Annotated in this window: 15 protein-coding genes; 9 read left to right on the top strand and 6 right to left on the bottom strand. The window is 63.1% G+C overall.

Translation table 11 applies throughout. From position 1 onward, the window contains the following. The first annotated feature begins 40 nt into the window (after positions 1-40). The 3 genes from pdxJ (at position 41) to tadA (ending at position 2,884) form a co-directional block, all read left to right on the top strand. The gene (gene pdxJ / locus AC07OV_RS18600) at positions 41-787 is read left to right on the top strand and encodes a pyridoxine 5'-phosphate synthase (RefSeq protein ID WP_176994928.1); all 747 of its coding nucleotides are present in this window, start codon (positions 41-43) and stop codon (positions 785-787) included. 223 nt (positions 788-1,010) lie between these two features. Further along, on the top strand, positions 1,011-2,393 hold the full coding sequence (locus tag AC07OV_RS18595) for a multicopper oxidase family protein (protein ID WP_495092746.1): 1,383 nt from the start codon (positions 1,011-1,013) through the stop codon (positions 2,391-2,393). Beyond that, on the top strand, positions 2,393-2,884 hold the full coding sequence (tadA, locus tag AC07OV_RS18590) for a tRNA adenosine(34) deaminase TadA (protein WP_494997277.1): 492 nt from the start codon (positions 2,393-2,395) through the stop codon (positions 2,882-2,884). The genes AC07OV_RS18595 and tadA overlap by 1 nt, the downstream gene beginning before the upstream one ends. 128 nt (positions 2,885-3,012) lie before the next feature. On the opposite strand, the gene cmoB is transcribed toward tadA, so the two are convergent. The 6 genes from cmoB to AC07OV_RS18560 all read right to left on the bottom strand — a co-directional run bounded on the left by cmoB (position 3,013) and on the right by AC07OV_RS18560 (position 9,623). Continuing rightward, positions 3,013-3,969: a tRNA 5-methoxyuridine(34)/uridine 5-oxyacetic acid(34) synthase CmoB gene (gene cmoB / locus AC07OV_RS18585; RefSeq protein ID WP_176994925.1), complete on the bottom strand. Its 957-nt coding sequence runs from the start codon at positions 3,967-3,969 to the stop codon at positions 3,013-3,015. Then, positions 3,966-4,709: a carboxy-S-adenosyl-L-methionine synthase CmoA gene (gene cmoA, locus AC07OV_RS18580; protein ID WP_176994924.1), complete on the bottom strand. Its 744-nt coding sequence runs from the start codon at positions 4,707-4,709 to the stop codon at positions 3,966-3,968. Before cmoA ends, cmoB begins: the two co-directional genes overlap by 4 nt. Before the next feature lie 35 nt (positions 4,710-4,744). Continuing rightward, positions 4,745-5,401 carry a lysoplasmalogenase gene (locus AC07OV_RS18575; RefSeq protein ID WP_494997278.1) on the bottom strand — a complete coding sequence of 219 codons (657 nt, stop codon included), beginning with the start codon at positions 5,399-5,401 and terminating at the stop codon, positions 4,745-4,747. A gap of 1 nt (position 5,402) precedes the next feature. Continuing rightward, positions 5,403-5,792 carry a protease inhibitor I42 family protein gene (locus tag AC07OV_RS18570; RefSeq protein ID WP_494997279.1) on the bottom strand — a complete coding sequence of 130 codons (390 nt, stop codon included), beginning with the start codon at positions 5,790-5,792 and terminating at the stop codon, positions 5,403-5,405. 200 nt (positions 5,793-5,992) lie between these two features. After that, on the bottom strand, positions 5,993-8,413 hold the full coding sequence (lon, locus tag AC07OV_RS18565) for an endopeptidase La (RefSeq protein ID WP_178922947.1): 2,421 nt from the start codon (positions 8,411-8,413) through the stop codon (positions 5,993-5,995). Positions 8,414-8,633: 220 nt separating this feature from the next. Then, on the bottom strand, positions 8,634-9,623 hold the full coding sequence (locus AC07OV_RS18560; RefSeq protein ID WP_495092745.1) for a GntR family transcriptional regulator: 990 nt from the start codon (positions 9,621-9,623) through the stop codon (positions 8,634-8,636). 337 nt (positions 9,624-9,960) lie between these two features. On the opposite strand from AC07OV_RS18560, the gene AC07OV_RS18555 reads away from it, so the two are divergent. From AC07OV_RS18555 to AC07OV_RS18530, 6 genes are all read left to right on the top strand, one after another. Further along, positions 9,961-11,292 carry an amidase gene (locus tag AC07OV_RS18555; protein WP_495092744.1) on the top strand — a complete coding sequence of 444 codons (1,332 nt, stop codon included), beginning with the start codon at positions 9,961-9,963 and terminating at the stop codon, positions 11,290-11,292. A gap of 11 nt (positions 11,293-11,303) precedes the next feature. Beyond that, entirely contained in the window at positions 11,304-12,182 is an 879-nt protein-coding gene (locus AC07OV_RS18550; protein WP_010212857.1) for a polysaccharide deacetylase family protein, read from the top strand. Positions 12,183-12,328: 146 nt separating this feature from the next. Next, positions 12,329-13,669, top strand: a complete 1,341-nt coding sequence (locus tag AC07OV_RS18545) for an MFS transporter (protein ID WP_495092743.1) — start codon at positions 12,329-12,331, stop codon at positions 13,667-13,669. A 10-nt stretch (positions 13,670-13,679) separates the two neighbouring features. Continuing rightward, positions 13,680-14,441 carry an SDR family NAD(P)-dependent oxidoreductase gene (locus AC07OV_RS18540; protein ID WP_495092742.1) on the top strand — a complete coding sequence of 254 codons (762 nt, stop codon included), beginning with the start codon at positions 13,680-13,682 and terminating at the stop codon, positions 14,439-14,441. A gap of 81 nt (positions 14,442-14,522) precedes the next feature. Next, the gene (locus AC07OV_RS18535; RefSeq protein WP_494997283.1) at positions 14,523-15,272 is read left to right on the top strand and encodes an SDR family NAD(P)-dependent oxidoreductase; all 750 of its coding nucleotides are present in this window, start codon (positions 14,523-14,525) and stop codon (positions 15,270-15,272) included. Positions 15,273-15,285: 13 nt separating this feature from the next. Continuing rightward, a complete protein-coding gene (locus AC07OV_RS18530) occupies positions 15,286-15,594 on the top strand; it encodes a hypothetical protein (protein WP_494997284.1) in 309 nt (102 codons plus the stop codon). The last annotated feature ends 39 nt before the right edge of the window (positions 15,595-15,633 follow it).

Here is a 15,633-nt window from a genome sequence, read left to right as displayed (position 1 = left end):
ATGCTGTGCGGCGTTTCTTTCCCTTTTCAGGAGCGCTTCCGTGACCACCAGCAATCGCATTCTTCTTGGCGTCAACATCGACCACGTCGCCACCCTGCGCCAGGCCCGGGGCACCCGTTACCCCGACCCGGTCAAGGCCGCGCTGGACGCCGAAGAAGCGGGCGCCGACGGCATCACCGTGCACCTGCGCGAAGACCGCCGCCACATCCAGGAGCGCGATGTGCTGGTGCTCAAGGATGTGTTGCAAACCCGCATGAATTTCGAGATGGGCGTCACCGAAGAGATGATGCAGTTCGCCGAACGCATCCGCCCGGCGCACATCTGCCTGGTACCGGAAACCCGCCAGGAACTGACCACCGAAGGTGGCCTCGACGTGGCCGGCCAAGAGGCGCGGATCAAGGCGGCTGTAGAGCGCCTGTCGAAACTTGGTAGCGAGGTCTCGCTGTTCATCGACGCCGACGAGCGCCAGATCGAAGCCTCCCGCCGTGTCGGCGCGCCGGCCATCGAACTGCACACCGGCCGTTACGCCGATGCCACCACGCCCACCGAAGTGGCGGACGAGCTGCAACGCATCATCGACGGTGTGAGCTGCGGCCTCAAGGAAGGCCTGATCGTCAACGCCGGCCACGGCCTGCATTACCACAACGTTGAAGCCGTGGCGGCGATCAAGGGCATCAACGAACTGAACATTGGCCACGCCCTGGTGGCACACGCCCTGTTCGTCGGTTTCAAAGGTGCCGTGGCCGAGATGAAAGCCCTGATCCTGGGCGCCGCTGCCAAGCACTAAATAACACCGCAATCCCCTGTAGGAGCTGGCTTGCCAGCGATAGCGGAGTGTCAGTCAACACCCCATTGACTGACCCTGCGCCATCGCCGGCAAGCCGGCTCCTACAGGGGAGGATCGTTGGTTTTGGCCGTGCGGCAATGCGAAGCCTTACTGTTTAGCCGATGCAGGTGTATCGTATCTGCCCTTTGCAGGCTCTGGCCTGCGGCAGATACGTGAGGTTGTTGTGTCCCGATCCTTTTCCCGTCGACAAATCCTGGGTGGCCTTGCAGGCCTCGCCGTCGTGGGCGTCGGTGCCGGTGGCGCCTACCGCTACTGGCTGGGGAAAGTCGCAGAGTCTGAGGCGGGCCACGATTACGAACTGATCGCCGCGCCCCTGGACGTGGAACTGGTGCCGGGGCACAAGACCCAGGCCTGGGCGTTCGGCCCTTCGGCGCCGGGCACCGAGTTGCGTGTGCGCCAGGGCGAATGGCTGCGGGTGCGTTTCATCAACCACCTGCCGGTTGCCACCACTATCCACTGGCACGGCATCCGCCTGCCGCTGGAAATGGACGGCGTGCCCTACGTCTCCCAATTGCCGGTATTGCCCGGCGAATATTTCGACTACAAATTCCGTGTGCCCGATGCGGGCAGCTACTGGTATCACCCCCATGTGAACAGCAGCGAAGAACTCGGCCGTGGCCTGGTCGGCCCGCTGATCATCGAAGAGCGCGAACCCACCGGTTTCAAGCACGAACGTACCCTGAGCCTGAAAAGCTGGCACGTGGACGAGGAGGGCGCTTTTGTCGCGTTCAGCGTGCCCCGTGAGGCGGCACGCGGCGGCACGGCCGGGCGCCTGTCGACCATCAACGGGGTGTCCCAGGCGGTCATCGACCTGCCGGCCGGGCAAATCACCCGCGTGCGCCTGCTCAACCTCGACAACACCCTGACCTATCGCATCAATATTCCCGACGCCGAAGCACAGATCTACGCGCTGGACGGCAACCCCGTGGAGCCGCGCCCGCTCGGCAAAGAATACTGGCTAGGCCCTGGCATGCGTATCTGCCTGGCGATCAAGGCGCCAGCGGCCGGCGAAGAACTGTCGATGCGCAATGGCCCGGTCCGCCTTGGCACCTTCCGCTCGGTGGCCAATGCTGATGCGCCTACCGAATGGCCACCCGCGTTGCCTGCCAATCCGATTGCCGAGCCCGACCTGGCCAATGCCGAGAAACTCAACTTCAATTTCGAATGGGTGGGCTCGGTGTCGGTCGACACCGACAACGGCAAGCCGCCCAGCTTGTGGCAAATCAACGGCAAGGCTTGGGACATCACCGACAAGACCTGCGCCGATCGCCCGATTGCCAAGCTGGAGAAGGGCAAGAGCTACATTTTCGAATTGAAGAACATGACCCAGTACCAGCACCCGATCCACCTGCACGGCATGAGCTTCAAGGTGATCGCCTCGAACCGCCACAAGGTGATCCCGTACTTCACTGACACCTACCTGCTGGGCAAGAACGAGCGTGCCCGCGTGGCGTTGGTGGCGGATAACCCGGGGGTGTGGATGTTCCACTGCCACGTGATCGACCACATGGAAACCGGCCTGATGGCCGCCATCGAGGTGGCGTGATGCGCCAGTTTCGCCCCGCCGCCATCATCGACCGCAGCCGCGACCAGGACTTCATGCGCGAAGCCCTGGCCCTCGCCGCCCAAGGCGCCGCGCTGGGCGAAGTGCCCGTGGGTGCGGTGCTGGTGCAGGACGGTGAAATCATCGGCCGGGGCTTCAATTGCCCCATCAGCGGCAACGACCCCAGCGCCCATGCCGAGATGGTCGCCATCCGCGCCGCCGCGCAGGCGATCAGCAATTACCGGCTGGTGGGCAGCACGCTGTATGTGACGCTGGAACCGTGCAGCATGTGCGCCGGCCTGATTGTGCATTCGCGGATTGCGCGAGTGGTGTACGGCGCGCTGGAGCCCAAGGCGGGGATTGTGCAGAGCCAGGGGCAGTTTTTTACCCAGGGCTTTCTCAACCATAAGGTGTTGTTTGAAGGTGGCGTGCTGGCCGAAGAGTGCGGGACCGTGCTGAGCGAGTTCTTCAAGGCTCGCCGCACAAAAGGCTGACACGTCCCCTGTAGGAGCCCGGCTTGCCGGCGATGCAGGCACCTCGGTATGTCAGGCAAACCCAGGTGATGCCATCGCAGGCAAGCCAGCTCCCACAGGTGATCTCCATTTATTCAGATGGAGTGGGGTTATTTCCTGGCGATGACCACCGCCCGCATCGGCGCCGGCAGCCCTTCGATCGTCTTGCTGTGATCTTCCGGATCGAGGAAGTCACTCAGCGACTGGTACTTCATCCACTCCGTCCCGCGTTGTTCCTCGACGGTGGTGACGCTCACATCCACGCAACGCACATCACTGAAGCCCGCACGGCGCAGCCACAGCATCAGCGCCGGCACCGACGGCAGGAACCACACGTTGCGCATCTGCGCATAACGGTCTTCCGGCACCAGCACCTGCTGCTGATCGCCTTCCACCACCAGGGTTTCCAGCACCAGTTCGCCGCCCTTGACCAGGGTGTCCTTCAGCGCCAGCAAATGCTCGATGGGCGAACGGCGGTGGTAGAACACGCCCATGGAAAATACCGTGTCGAAGCCTTCCAGGTTGGCTGGCAAGTCTTCAAACGGGAACGGCAGGTGCCAGGCCTTGGGTTGCGACAGGTAACGCTGCACCGCCTGGAACTGGCAGAAGAACAGCCAGTTCGGATCAACGCCAATCACGCTGTCGGCGCCGGCGCCGAGCATGCGCCACATGTAGTAACCGTTGCCGCAGCCCACATCGAGGATGCGCTTGCCCTTGAGGTTCAAGTGCGGCGCCACCCGCGACCACTTCCAGTCCGAGCGCCATTCGGTGTCCACGTGCACGCCGAACAGGTTGAACGGGCCCTTGCGCCACGGGCTCAGGCCCATCAATGCGGTGCGCATTTGTGCACGGGTATCGTCGTCGCAGTCGGTGTCGAGGGTCAGGCCACCCAGCAAATCCACCTCGCTGGGCTGGATGTTCGGCAACGCATCCAGCGCACTCTGCCAGCGCTCCAGGTCGCCATGACCCTTCTCCATCTTGCTATCGAGTTGCGCTTGCAGGCCCTGGGCCCACACGGCCAGGGGAGTGCCGACCAAATGGCGGGCGAGGGGGGACAGATCAATCATGGCAAGGCAATCAACGAGGCAAAGTTAAGACACTGGAACCACGGCACGACTTTCGAGAACCCGGCCGCCAGCAGGCGTTCGCGGTGTTCTTCGAGGCTGTCGGGCTTCATGACATTTTCGATGGCGCTGCGCTTCTGGGCGATTTCCAGTTCGCTGTAGCCGTTGGCGCGTTTGAACGCGATATGCAGGTCGGTGAGCAAGGCGTGCTCATCGGCGTCGTTGAAGCGCAGCTTCTCCGACAGAATCAGCGCACCGCCCGGCAACAGCGACTGACGAATGCGCGAGAGCAACGCCAGGCGCGCATCGGGGGCAATGAATTGCAGGGTGAAGTTCAGCGCCACCACCGAGGCTGGTTGGAACTGCAGCGCGAGGATATCGCCCTCGATCACCTCGACCGGCAACAGCTCCTGGAACATCGAGTCCTGGCCATTGAGGTATTCGCGGCAGCGCTCGACCATCGCCGCCGAGTTATCCACCGCGATTACCCGGCAGCCGTCTGTGCGCACATGACGGCGCAGCGCCTGGGTTACCGCGCCCAAGGACGAACCCAAGTCGTACAGCACGCTGTTGGGTTGGGCAAATTGCGCCGCGAGTACACCCAGGTTTTCGACGATGGTCGGGTAACCCGGCACCGAGCGCTTGATCATGTCCGGGAACACCCGCACCACGTCCTCGTTAAAGGCGAAGTCCGGCACCTGGGGCAGGGGCTGGGCGAATAGGCGATCGGGTTCTTTGCTCACGGTTGTTCCGGCATTGATGGGGAAAGGCCGGCATTTTAGCCAACTTGGCCCTCGTGTGCGCGGGTTGTCTGATGGAAAGCAGAGGCCGTGATACCCCACTGGCCGAGCCAGTAAGTGATGATCAGCAAATACGGCGCCGCCTCGAACGCCACCACAAACCGGTTGATCCCAATCAGCGTGTCCGAAAACACAAACGACGCCGCACCTGCCGCCGCCAAGGCTGCCGAGCGCTTCGGTACGCCGCTGCCCAACCGAGCCAACGCACGCCAGAGCATGGCGGTGATCACGGTGGCATAAACCACCACCGGTATCAGCAAATCGCCCAGGCCATGGGAGACCAGAATGCTCAACAGCACCGCCCCCACAGCCAGCGCCAACATCAGTGGCAACAACGCCAGGCGGCGGCAGTCACTGAAATAGGCCTTGAGGTACGCCAGGTGTGCGAACAGGAAGGCGCCGAGGCCAAAGATAAACAGGTCGCCCGGCCAGGCGAGCAATACATCGCCCACCAGGGAAAAAATCAGCCCGAGGCTGATCCAGCGTCGATAGTCGGTGGGCGGTGCGTCGTGCAGCCAACCGAGCAGTGCCAGTACCGGCAGCGGTTTGACCAGCAGGCACAGCAAGGTCGCATGGGTGGTCAGGCCGTAGATAAACGTACCGGCGCCCATCAACGCAAGAATCAACCAAGGCATATCAGTTCACCGTGATGGCGCAGTCAAAGGTTTCGGCGGGTTCTGCTTCCGGCTCCCAAGGTTGTTGGGAGGTCAGGCGCAAACGGCCCTGGCCGGTGGCAAACGCCTGAAAGCGCCAGGTGGATTGCCCGCCGCCACCGACCACGCCGGATTCCGAGCTGCTGTAGACCTCGGGGCTCAAGGCGCGCAGCACGCCGCCGGCGGAGTCCTGGATGGCCCAGCGGTAGCCGGTGGTGGGGTTGCTGGGCAGGGTGAGGATCAGGTTTTGCCCGTTTTTAAGCTGCAAGGGGCAGGCGCTCTGGCCTTCCACTGTGACGTTTTGTTTCGGCGCACTGGCGCACGCAGCCAGCAGGGCAAGGCTCAGAGGGAGAAGCAGGCGGGCAGCGGTCATGGGGGCTCCGTTCATTCACGACGAACGGCGAGCATAACCGAAGATGAGACAAGGTGTGACAAGAGGGATTTGTGTTGTGGCGACGAACGCCATCGCGGGCAAGCCCGCTCCCACATTTGACCGATTTGTCATCAACAACACCGATCTCTGTGGGAGCCGGGCTTGCCCGCGATGAGGCCAGACCAGGCATTACATAACGATCAGAACAGCACCTTCGCCACATCCGCAAACCGCTTGGCAAAGTGCACCGTCATGCCTTCCTTCAGGTACTCCGGCAACTCTTCAAAGCTGCCACGGTTCGGCTCCGGCAAGATCAGCTCATGAATCTTCTGACGCCGCGCCGCAATCACCTTCTCACGCACCCCGCCAATCGGCAGCACATGCCCGGTCAATGTCAGCTCACCGGTCATGGCCACGCCTTTTTTCGGCGGCTGGTTGCGCGCCAGCGACAGCAGCGCACTGGCCATGGTCACGCCCGCGCTCGGGCCGTCTTTGGGCGTGGCGCCTTCCGGCACGTGCAGGTGCACAAAGGCTTCGTCGAAGAACTTCGGATCACCGCCAAACGACTTCAGGTTCGAGCTGATGTAGCTGTAGGCAATCTCGGCGGACTCCTTCATCACTTCACCCAATTGCCCGGTGAGCTTGAAGCCCCGGTTGAGTGTGTGAATGCGCGTGGCCTCGATCGGCAGGGTGGCGCCGCCCATGCTGGTCCAGGCCAGCCCGGTGATCACGCCGGTGCCAGACAAGACCTGCTCATTGCGGAACACCGGCATGCCCAGTGAGCTTTCCAGGTCCTTGTTACCGATCTTGATCACCGAGTCCGGCTCATCCAGCAGCTTGACTACCGCCTTGCGCACCAGCTTGCCCAGCTGTTTCTCCAGCTGCCGCACCCCGGCTTCCCGTGCATAACCGTCGATCAATGCGCGCAGGGCGCCATCGCTGATGGTCAGGCTGTTCTTCGCCACACCGGCTTTTTCCAGCTGTTTTGGCCACAGGTGACGCTTGGCGATGGCGACTTTTTCTTCAGTGATATAGCCCGACAGGCGAATCACTTCCATACGGTCCAGCAACGGGCCGGGGATGGAATCCAGGGTGTTGGCAGTGCACACGAACAGCACCTTGGACAGGTCCAGGCGCAGGTCCAGGTAGTGGTCGAGGAATTCGACGTTCTGCTCCGGGTCCAGGGTTTCCAGCAGCGCCGACGCCGGGTCGCCCTGGAAGCTCTGGCCCATCTTGTCGATCTCGTCGAGCATGATCACCGGGTTCATCACTTCCACATCTTTCAGCGCCTGCACCAGCTTGCCCGGCAGGGCGCCGATGTAGGTGCGGCGATGGCCCTTGATCTCGGCCTCGTCGCGCATGCCTCCGACACTGAAGCGATAAAACGGCCGCCCCAGGGATTCGGCGATGGACTTGCCCACGCTGGTTTTGCCCACACCGGGCGGGCCGACCAGCAGCACGATGGAACCGGCAACCTCGCCTTTGTAGGCGCCCACCGCGAGGAATTCGAGGATGCGACTCTTGATGTCGTCCAGGCCCGCGTGGTGTTTATCCAGCACCTTGCGCGCGTGTTTCAGGTCGAGCTTGTCCTCGCCATACACGCCCCACGGCACCGAGGTGGCCCAGTCCAGGTAGTTGCGCGTCACGGCGTATTCCGGCGAACCCGTCTCCAGGATCGACAGCTTGTTCATCTCTTCGCTGATGCGCTTTTGCGCCTGGGTCGGCAGGACTTTGCCCACCAGGCGCTGCTCGAACTGCTCGACGTCTGCGCTGCGGTCGTCCTTGGTCAGGCCCAGCTCCTGCTGGATGACCTTGAGCTGTTCCTTGAGGAAGAACTCGCGCTGGTGTTCGCCGATCTTGCGGTTCACCTCGGCGGAGATTTCCTTTTGCAGGCGCGCAACCTCGACTTCCTTGCGCAGCATCGGCAGCACTTTTTCCATGCGCTTGAGCATGGGCACGCAGTCCAGCACTTCCTGCAACTCGTTACCGGTGGCCGAGGTCAGCGCGGCGGCGAAGTCGGTGAGCGGCGACGGGTCGTTGGGGCTGAAGCGGTTGAGGTAGTTCTTCAACTCTTCGCTGTACAGCGGGTTGAGGGGCAGCAGTTCCTTGATCGCATTGATCAACGCCATGCCGTAGGCCTTGACCTCATCGGTCGGCTCGGAGGGCTGGTGCGGGTATTCGACTTCCACCAGGTACGGCGGGCGGTGGTGCTTGAGCCAGGTCTTGATGCGCACCCGGGTCAGGCCCTGGGCGACGAATTGCAGCTTGCCGTTCTCGCGGCTGGCGTGATGCACCTTCACCAGGGTGCCGTACAACGGCAGGGCGGAGGTGTCGAAATGGCGCGGGTCTTCTGGCGGCGTCTCCATGAAGAACAGGGCCAGGGAGTGGTGGTCGGACTTGCTCACCAGCTCCAGGGTTTCGGCCCACGGCTCTTCATTGACGATCACCGGCAGCACTTGCGCGGGGAAGAACGGGCGATTGTGGATCGGGATGATGTAGACCTTGTCGGGCAGGTTCTGCCCAGGCAGCGCCAGGCCGGTGTTCGACGAAGGGGTTTCAGCGTTTTCGGGGTCGGCGTAGTCGTTCAGGTCGTAATCAGGGAAGGCTTGCTGGTCGCTCATGGGGCACCTGCATAAGGAAGTATGGAGGTTAGATGGGGCGGCGCAGCGGTGGTTTCAATGGCGTTGAACAGTTAGCAACAAATTGCATGATATTGACCAACGCACCGCGGCCCCTGTGGGAGCTGGCTTGCCTGCGATTGCGTTGTGTCAGTTGCTGAGGATGTAACGGGTGAACCGCTATCGCAGGCAAGCCAGCTCCCACATTGGCAACGGTGTGGGGTCAGCTGATTTTGTGCAGGTAGCTGGGGAGCGGCTGTTCGGGCAACACTGACAACACCTTCAACCGCTGCAACATCCGCTGCCTGGCCCGCTGCAAATGCTCACGCAGGTTCAATGCCGCCGCGTCAAACGCCCCATGCAGCAATAACTCAATAATCAAGCGATGTTCGGCCAACATCGCCGGATCGGCGCCGATCCCCAGCAAACGGTAAAAAATCCGGCTGATGATCATCGGGCTCTGGCCCTGGCGGATCAGCGCGGCAATCTTGCGGTTTTGCAGGCCGGCCAGGCAGCGTTGGTGCAGGTCTTCTTCGATCTGCTCGATGGCTTCCAGGCTGCAGTGGGGGCTGTCCTGGGCGTCGAGCACGCGCTGCAACATGGCTTCGAGCAGTTCGCGCTCGAGGTTTGGGGCGCTCTGGCGCAGCGCTTCGGGTTCCAGACAGGCGCGCAGTTCGTAGTCTTCGGTGACTTCCCGCGCGGTCAACGGCCCGGCCAGCCATTGGGAGTAGGGCTCTTTTTCCACCAGGCCGCGGTCGCGCAAACGCATCAACGCCTCGCGCACCACGGCGCGGCTGACTCCGTAATGATCGGCGGCGGCTTGCTCATCCAGTCGGTAATGCCCGAAGGCGATGCAGGTGGACAGCGCCGCGCCGATTTCCTCGACGATGCGCTCGCCCAGCGGTCGTGTGTCCACCAAGTCCTGCTCGCCATCCAGGCCCAGGTGGGCATGGCTCAACGGCAGGCGCAGCGGCTCCATGGCCAGGCCTTCTGGGTTGATCAGGTAACCCCGGCCATTGAAACGGCAGATCAGGCCTTCGTCATGCAGCAAATCCAGGGCCCTGCGCACCGGCACGCGGCTGGTGCCGAACAGCTCGGCCAGGGGCGCTTCCAGCAATACCAGGCCGTGACGGGCAGTGCCATTGACGATCGCGTCACGCAGAACCTGGTGAATCATCGCGTAACGGGAGGCCGAGGTGGACACTGCTTTCATCGGTTTCTCTGGGGCATGTAGGACGGTGGCCGGGGATTCTCTCATAAGTCGTGCCTGTCACTCTGCGCCACGTCAGTGGCACCTATTTGGGGCCTTGCCGAGGGGGATGTTACTTTTCTGCACCAAAATGTACTTATTAATAAAAGATACATTATTTCATTGAGAGCGCTTCGCGGCGTTTAGGCAAGATTTTTTTGTCAGGCCTGAAGCCTTCTATCCCGTAGCTATGGGTGAAAAACCAGCGCTGCGCAAAAACTACTCAACAGAGGCTGGCACGAAAGCTGCCTTTGTAAAATGTACATTTTATTAATATGTACGTTTTGTGAGGATCATCTTGATGTCAGACGCCACTTCCATGGCCGAGGCTTTTGCCAGCGGTCGCAGCGACCCGGTGCAGGCCCTCGAACAGGCGCTCGATCAAGCGAGCCGCTGCCCAGGCGTGTTTATTTCCCTGACCGCCGAGCGCGCCCGCCGTGAAGCCGAGGCCGCCGCCGCCCGCTGGCGTGCCGGCCAGCCGTTAAGTGTGCTCGACGGTGTGCCGCTGGCCTGGAAAGATTTGTTCGACATGGCCGGCAGCGTCACCACGGCCGGCGCCGCCTACCGTCGGCATGCGCCCCAGGCCTTGCTGGATGCGCCCATGGTGGGCCTGTTGTGCCGCGCCGGGATGGTCAGCGTGGGCAAGACCAACCTCAGTGAACTGGCGTATTCCGGCCTGGGCCTGAACCCGCATTTCGGCACGCCCTACAACCCCCACGGGAACGACCAACCGCGTATTCCCGGTGGCTCTTCCTCGGGATCGGCGGTTGCCGTGGCGGCCGGGATCGTACCGATCGCCATGGGCACCGACACGGCAGGCTCGATCCGCATTCCCGCCGCGCTCAATGGCCTGGTCGGCTATCGCAGCAGCAGTCGACGCTACAGCCGCGACGGCGTGTTTCCCCTTGCCCACACCCTCGACAGCCTCGGCCCGCTGACCCGTAGCGTGCGCGATGCCTTGGCCATCGACGAGCTGCTTCACGGCCGTGCCCATACCCACAGCGCACACAGCCTCAAGGGCCAGGGTTTTGTGCTTGAACAAGGCGCCTTGGAGGACATCGAGCCAGCCGTGCGCAACAACCTGCTGCGTGCCGTCGACCAATTGCGAGCCCACGGCGCCCTGGTAGAAGTGCGCCCATCGGCCACCTTCCAGGCCACCCTGGCGTTGATCAAAAGCCAAGGCTGGCTGGGTTCCTTCGAAGCCTTTGCCCTGCATGAAGCCTTGCTCGACAGCGCCGACGCCGAGCAGCTTGACCCTCGCGTGCGCCGTCGCCTCGAAGCGGCGCGCGCGCTGCCCGCCAGCCAACTGCTGCACCTGATGGACGCACGCCAGCGCCTGCAGCAACAACTGGTCGATGACCTCGACGGCGCCGTGCTCATCACCCCAACCGTCGCCCACGTGGCGCCGCCCCTGGCGCCGCTGGAAGCCGATGACGACCTCTTTGTCACCACCAACCTCGCCACCCTGCGCCTGACCATGCCGGGCAGTTTGCTCGACATGCCCGGCGTGACCCTGCCCAGCGGCCGTGATGCCGGGGGCCTGCCCACCGGGCTGCTGCTCAGTGCCCCGACGGGGGAGGACGCTCGCCTGTTGCGCGCTGCGTTGTCCGTCGAATCCGTACTCAACGTTTAAGGAGACACACCATGGCTAAAGACATTCTCTGTGCATTCGGCGTCGACGTTGACGCCGTCGCCGGCTGGCTCGGTTCCTACGGCGGCGAAGACTCGCCGGACGACATCTCCCGCGGCCTGTTCGCCGGTGAAGTCGGCGCGCCACGCCTGCTCAAATTGTTCGAACGCTACGGCCTGCGCACCACCTGGTTTATCCCCGGCCACTCGATGGAAACCTTCCCCGAGCAGATGAAGGCCGTGGCCGACGCCGGCCACGAAATTGGTGTGCATGGCTACAGCCACGAAAACCCCATCGCCATGACGGCCGAACAGGAAGAGATCGTCCTGGATAAATCCATCGAGCTGATCACCCAGGTCACCGGTAAACGCCCCACCGGTTACGTGGCGCCGTGGTGGGAGTTCAGCAAGGTCACCAACGAGCTGCTGCTGAAAAAAGGCATCAAGTACGACCACAGCCTGATGCACAACGACTTCCACCCCTACTACGTGCGCAAGGGCGACAGCTGGACCAAGATCGACTACAGCCAGCACCCCGACACCTGGATGAAACCCCTGGTGCGTGGCGAAGAAACCGACCTGGTGGAGATTCCGGCCAACTGGTACCTCGACGACCTGCCGCCAATGATGTTCATCAAGAAAGCCCCCAACAGTCACGGCTTCGTCAACCCGCGTCACCTCGAAGAAATGTGGCGCGACCAGTTCGACTGGGTCTACCGCGAACACGAACACGCGGTGTTCACCATGACCATTCACCCGGACGTGTCCGGCCGCCCGCAAGTGCTGCTGATGCTCGAGCGCCTGATCGAACACATCCAGAGCCATGCCGGCGTGCGCTTCGTCACCTTCGACGAAATCGCCGACGACTTTATCCGCCGCCAACCCCGTACCTGATGTCGCCCACCTTGTAGGAGCCGGCTTGCCGGCGATGAGGCCCTTGAGACCTGCGTGAATTTCAAGGGCGCCATCGCCGGCAAGCCGGCTCCTACGGGTGGGCTGCGTAAATGACCCCCAATGCTCCCACCCCTGAGGCGCAACCCATGTCCATCTACAACAAGCTTGACCTGACCGGCTGGAAACCCCGGCAACTGACGTCCCAGGAAGTGCGCTTCGCCACCTGGATCGCGTTCTTCGCCTGGGTGTTTGCGGTGTATGACTTCATCCTGTTTGGCACCCTGCTGCCGGAGATCGGCCGCCACTTTGGCTGGGGTGAAGTGGAACAGGCTGAAATCGCAACCTGGGTCGCCGTGGGCACGGCGGTGGTCGCCTTTGCCATTGGCCCGGTCGTGGATAAATTGGGCCGGCGCAAAGGCATCATCTTCACCGTGGCCGGTTCCGCGCTGTGTTCGGCGTTGACGGCAATTGGCGGCGCGTGGGGCAAGTCACCGCTGATTCTGATCCGTTCGTTGGGTGGCCTGGGTTATGCCGAGGAAACCGTCAACGCCACGTATTTGAGTGAGTTGTATGGCGCCTCGGAAGACCCGCGCCTGACCAAGCGCCGTGGCTTTATCTACAGCCTGGTGCAGGGCGGCTGGCCGGTAGGGGCGTTGATCGCTGCCGGTTTGACTGCGTTGTTGCTGCCGATCATCGGTTGGCAAGGCTGCTTCATCTTCGCTGCAATCCCGGCCATCGTGATTGCGATCATGGCGCGCAAGCTCAAGGAGAGCCCGCAGTTCCAGATCCACCAGCGCATCAGCGAGCTGCGTAAAAACGGCGCGGTAAAAGAGGCGCAAAACGTTGCCGTGACCTACGGCGTCGACTACGACGAACACAGCAAGGCCGGCCTCAAGGCGGCGTTCCGTGGCCCGGCCCGTCGCGCCACGCTGGTGATCGGCGCAGCGCTGCTGCTCAACTGGGCTGCGATCCAGGTGTTCAGCGTGCTGGGCACGTCGGTGATCGTCAGCGTGCACCACATCTCGTTCGAGAACTCACTGATCATCCTCGTGCTGTCGAACCTGGTGGGTTACTGCGGTTACCTCAGCCACGGCTGGATGGGCGACAAGATCGGCCGTCGCAACGTGATCGGCCTGGGCTGGATGCTCGGCGGGCTGTCGTTCGCCGGCATGCTGTTCGGCCCCAGCAACATGGCGATGGTGGTCGGGCTGTATAGCCTGGGCCTGTTCTTCCTGATCGGCCCGTACTCGGCGGCGCTGTTCTTCATCAGTGAAAGTTTCCCCACCAGCATCCGCGCCACCGGTGGCGCGATCATCCATGCCATGGGCCCGATCGGCGCGGTGGTCGCAGGCTTTGGCGCCACCCAGGTGCTGTCGGCCGGCAGCGACTGGCAGACCGCCGCGCTGTGGTTCGGTGCGCTGCCGTGCTTCCTGTCCGGCGCCTTGATGTTTGCCGCCCGCCATGTGCGTCCGGAAACCGTTCAGTAAGGAGTGAATGATGAGCCGTAAAGTTGCCTTGATTACCGGTGCCGCCAGCGGCATTGGCCAAGCCCTCGCCGTTGCCTATGCGCAAAAGGGCGTAGCGGTGGTCGGCGGGTATTACCCGGCCGACTCTCACGACCCGCACACCACCGTGGGTCTGGTGGAAGAGGCGGGCGGCGAGTGCCTGATGCTGCCGCTGGACGTGGGCAACAGCGACTCGGTGGATGCGCTGGCCGAGCAGGCCGTGCAGCATTTCGGCCGCCTGGATTACGCGGTGGCCAACGCCGGCCTGCTGCGCCGCGCGCCGCTGCTGGAAATGAGCGACGCGCTGTGGGACGAGATGCTCAATGTCGACCTGACGGGGGTGATGCGCACCTTCCGCGCGGCGACACGGCATATGCGTGAAGGCGGCGCGCTGGTGGCGATCTCGTCGATTGCCGGTGGCGTGTATGGCTGGCAGGAGCACAGCCACTACGCGGCGGCCAAAGCCGGTGTGCCGGGGTTGTGCCGTTCGCTGGCGGTGGAGTTGGCGCCGCTGGGGATTCGCTGCAACGCGGTGATTCCCGGGTTGATCGAGACGCCGCAGTCGCTGGATGCGCAGAACTCGCTGGGGCCGGAAGGGCTGGCCAAGGCTGCGCGGGCGATTCCCCTGGGCCGGGTCGGGCGGGCGGATGAAGTGGCGTCGCTGGTGCAGTTCTTGACCAGTGAAGCGTCGAGCTACCTCACGGGCCAAAGCATCATCATCGACGGCGGCCTTACCGTGCGCTGGCCGGACTAACGGATGTACATAGATCCAAATGTGGGAGCAGGCAAGCCAGCTCCCACAATGGATCGGTGTTTTGTCTGAGGAGATTTTTGTATGAACCAACTGATTAACCGCCGCGCGGTGATCACCGGCGCCGGCAGCGGCATCGGTGCCGCCATCGCCCGTGCCTACGCCGCCGAAGGCGCACGCCTGCTGCTGGCCGACCGCAATGCCGCGAGCCTCGCCGAAACCGCGATCACCTGCCGTAACCTCGGCGCCGAGGTGGTCGAGTGCCTGGCGGACGTCGGCACCGTCGAAGGCGCCCAGGCCAGTGTGGACCGCTGCGTCGAACACTTCGGTGGCATCGACATCCTGGTCAACAACGCCGGCATGCTCACCCAGGCGCGCTGTGTCGACCTGACCATCGAGATGTGGAACGACATGCTGCGCGTCGACCTCACCAGCGTGTTCGTCGCCAGCCAGCGCGCCTTGCCGCACATGCTGGCGCAGCGCTGGGGACGCATCATCAACGTGGCGTCGCAACTGGGCATCAAGGGCGGTGCCGAACTTACCCATTACGCGGCGGCCAAGGCGGGCGTGATTGGCTTCACCAAATCCCTGGCCCTGGAAGTGGCCAAGGACAACGTGCTGGTCAATGCCATCGCCCCTGGCCCGATTGAAACGCCGCTGGTGGGCGGGATCAGCGACGACTGGAAAGGCGCCAAGGCCAAGGAACTGCCCCTGGGCCGCTTCGGTCTGGCGGATGAAGTGGCGCCCACCGCCGTGCTGCTCGCCAGTGAACCGGGCGGCAACCTGTTCGTCGGCCAGACCCTGGGCCCGAACTCCGGCGATGTCATGCCATGAACGAGGTGTAGCCATGTGCGGACTCTGCGGATTGCTCGGCGAAGACCTGCACTGGAGCGACCCCCTGGGCGATGAACTGCCAAGGCGCCGCGAGCGCCTGCGCCGGATCGCGGCGATCAACCAAGTGCTGGCGGTGTTCCGGCTCAAGGTCGAGGACTTCCAGGGCGCCTCCTACCTGTTGTTGGGTGCCACCGGCAAACAGGCATTGGCCAGCGGTTTGGATCAACTCTGGCAGGCCGCCGAGACCATGCTTGGCCGGCCGCTGGATCCCCTTGATCCCAAATTGCTCGATCATCTAAACGTGCTTGCTGAAACACCCTGACCTGTAGGAGTCCGGCTTGCCGGCGATGGCGCCTTCAAG

The sequence above is a fragment of the Pseudomonas sp. GW821-FHT09A09 genome (genome assembly GCF_059418405.1).
This window is presented reverse-complemented; position numbering and strand designations above follow the sequence as displayed.

Excerpts from the sequence above, each read along its gene's own strand:
- AC07OV_RS18530 (WP_494997284.1), top strand. The coding sequence starts at position 15,286 with ATGTGCGGACTCTGCGGATTGCTCGGCGAAGACCTGCACTGGAGCGAC.
- AC07OV_RS18560 (WP_495092745.1), bottom strand. The coding sequence starts at position 9,623 with ATGAAAGCAGTGTCCACCTCGGCCTCCCGTTACGCGATGATTCACCAG.
- cmoB (WP_176994925.1), bottom strand. The coding sequence starts at position 3,969 with ATGATTGATCTGTCCCCCCTCGCCCGCCATTTGGTCGGCACTCCCCTG.
- AC07OV_RS18555 (WP_495092744.1), top strand. The coding sequence starts at position 9,961 with ATGTCAGACGCCACTTCCATGGCCGAGGCTTTTGCCAGCGGTCGCAGC.
- AC07OV_RS18575 (WP_494997278.1), bottom strand. The coding sequence starts at position 5,401 with ATGCCTTGGTTGATTCTTGCGTTGATGGGCGCCGGTACGTTTATCTAC.
- lon (WP_178922947.1), bottom strand. The coding sequence starts at position 8,413 with ATGAGCGACCAGCAAGCCTTCCCTGATTACGACCTGAACGACTACGCC.
- tadA (WP_494997277.1), top strand. The coding sequence starts at position 2,393 with ATGCGCCAGTTTCGCCCCGCCGCCATCATCGACCGCAGCCGCGACCAG.
- AC07OV_RS18570 (WP_494997279.1), bottom strand. The coding sequence starts at position 5,792 with ATGACCGCTGCCCGCCTGCTTCTCCCTCTGAGCCTTGCCCTGCTGGCT.
- AC07OV_RS18535 (WP_494997283.1), top strand. The coding sequence starts at position 14,523 with ATGAACCAACTGATTAACCGCCGCGCGGTGATCACCGGCGCCGGCAGC.
- AC07OV_RS18545 (WP_495092743.1), top strand. The coding sequence starts at position 12,329 with ATGTCCATCTACAACAAGCTTGACCTGACCGGCTGGAAACCCCGGCAA.
- AC07OV_RS18550 (WP_010212857.1), top strand. The coding sequence starts at position 11,304 with ATGGCTAAAGACATTCTCTGTGCATTCGGCGTCGACGTTGACGCCGTC.
- AC07OV_RS18540 (WP_495092742.1), top strand. The coding sequence starts at position 13,680 with ATGAGCCGTAAAGTTGCCTTGATTACCGGTGCCGCCAGCGGCATTGGC.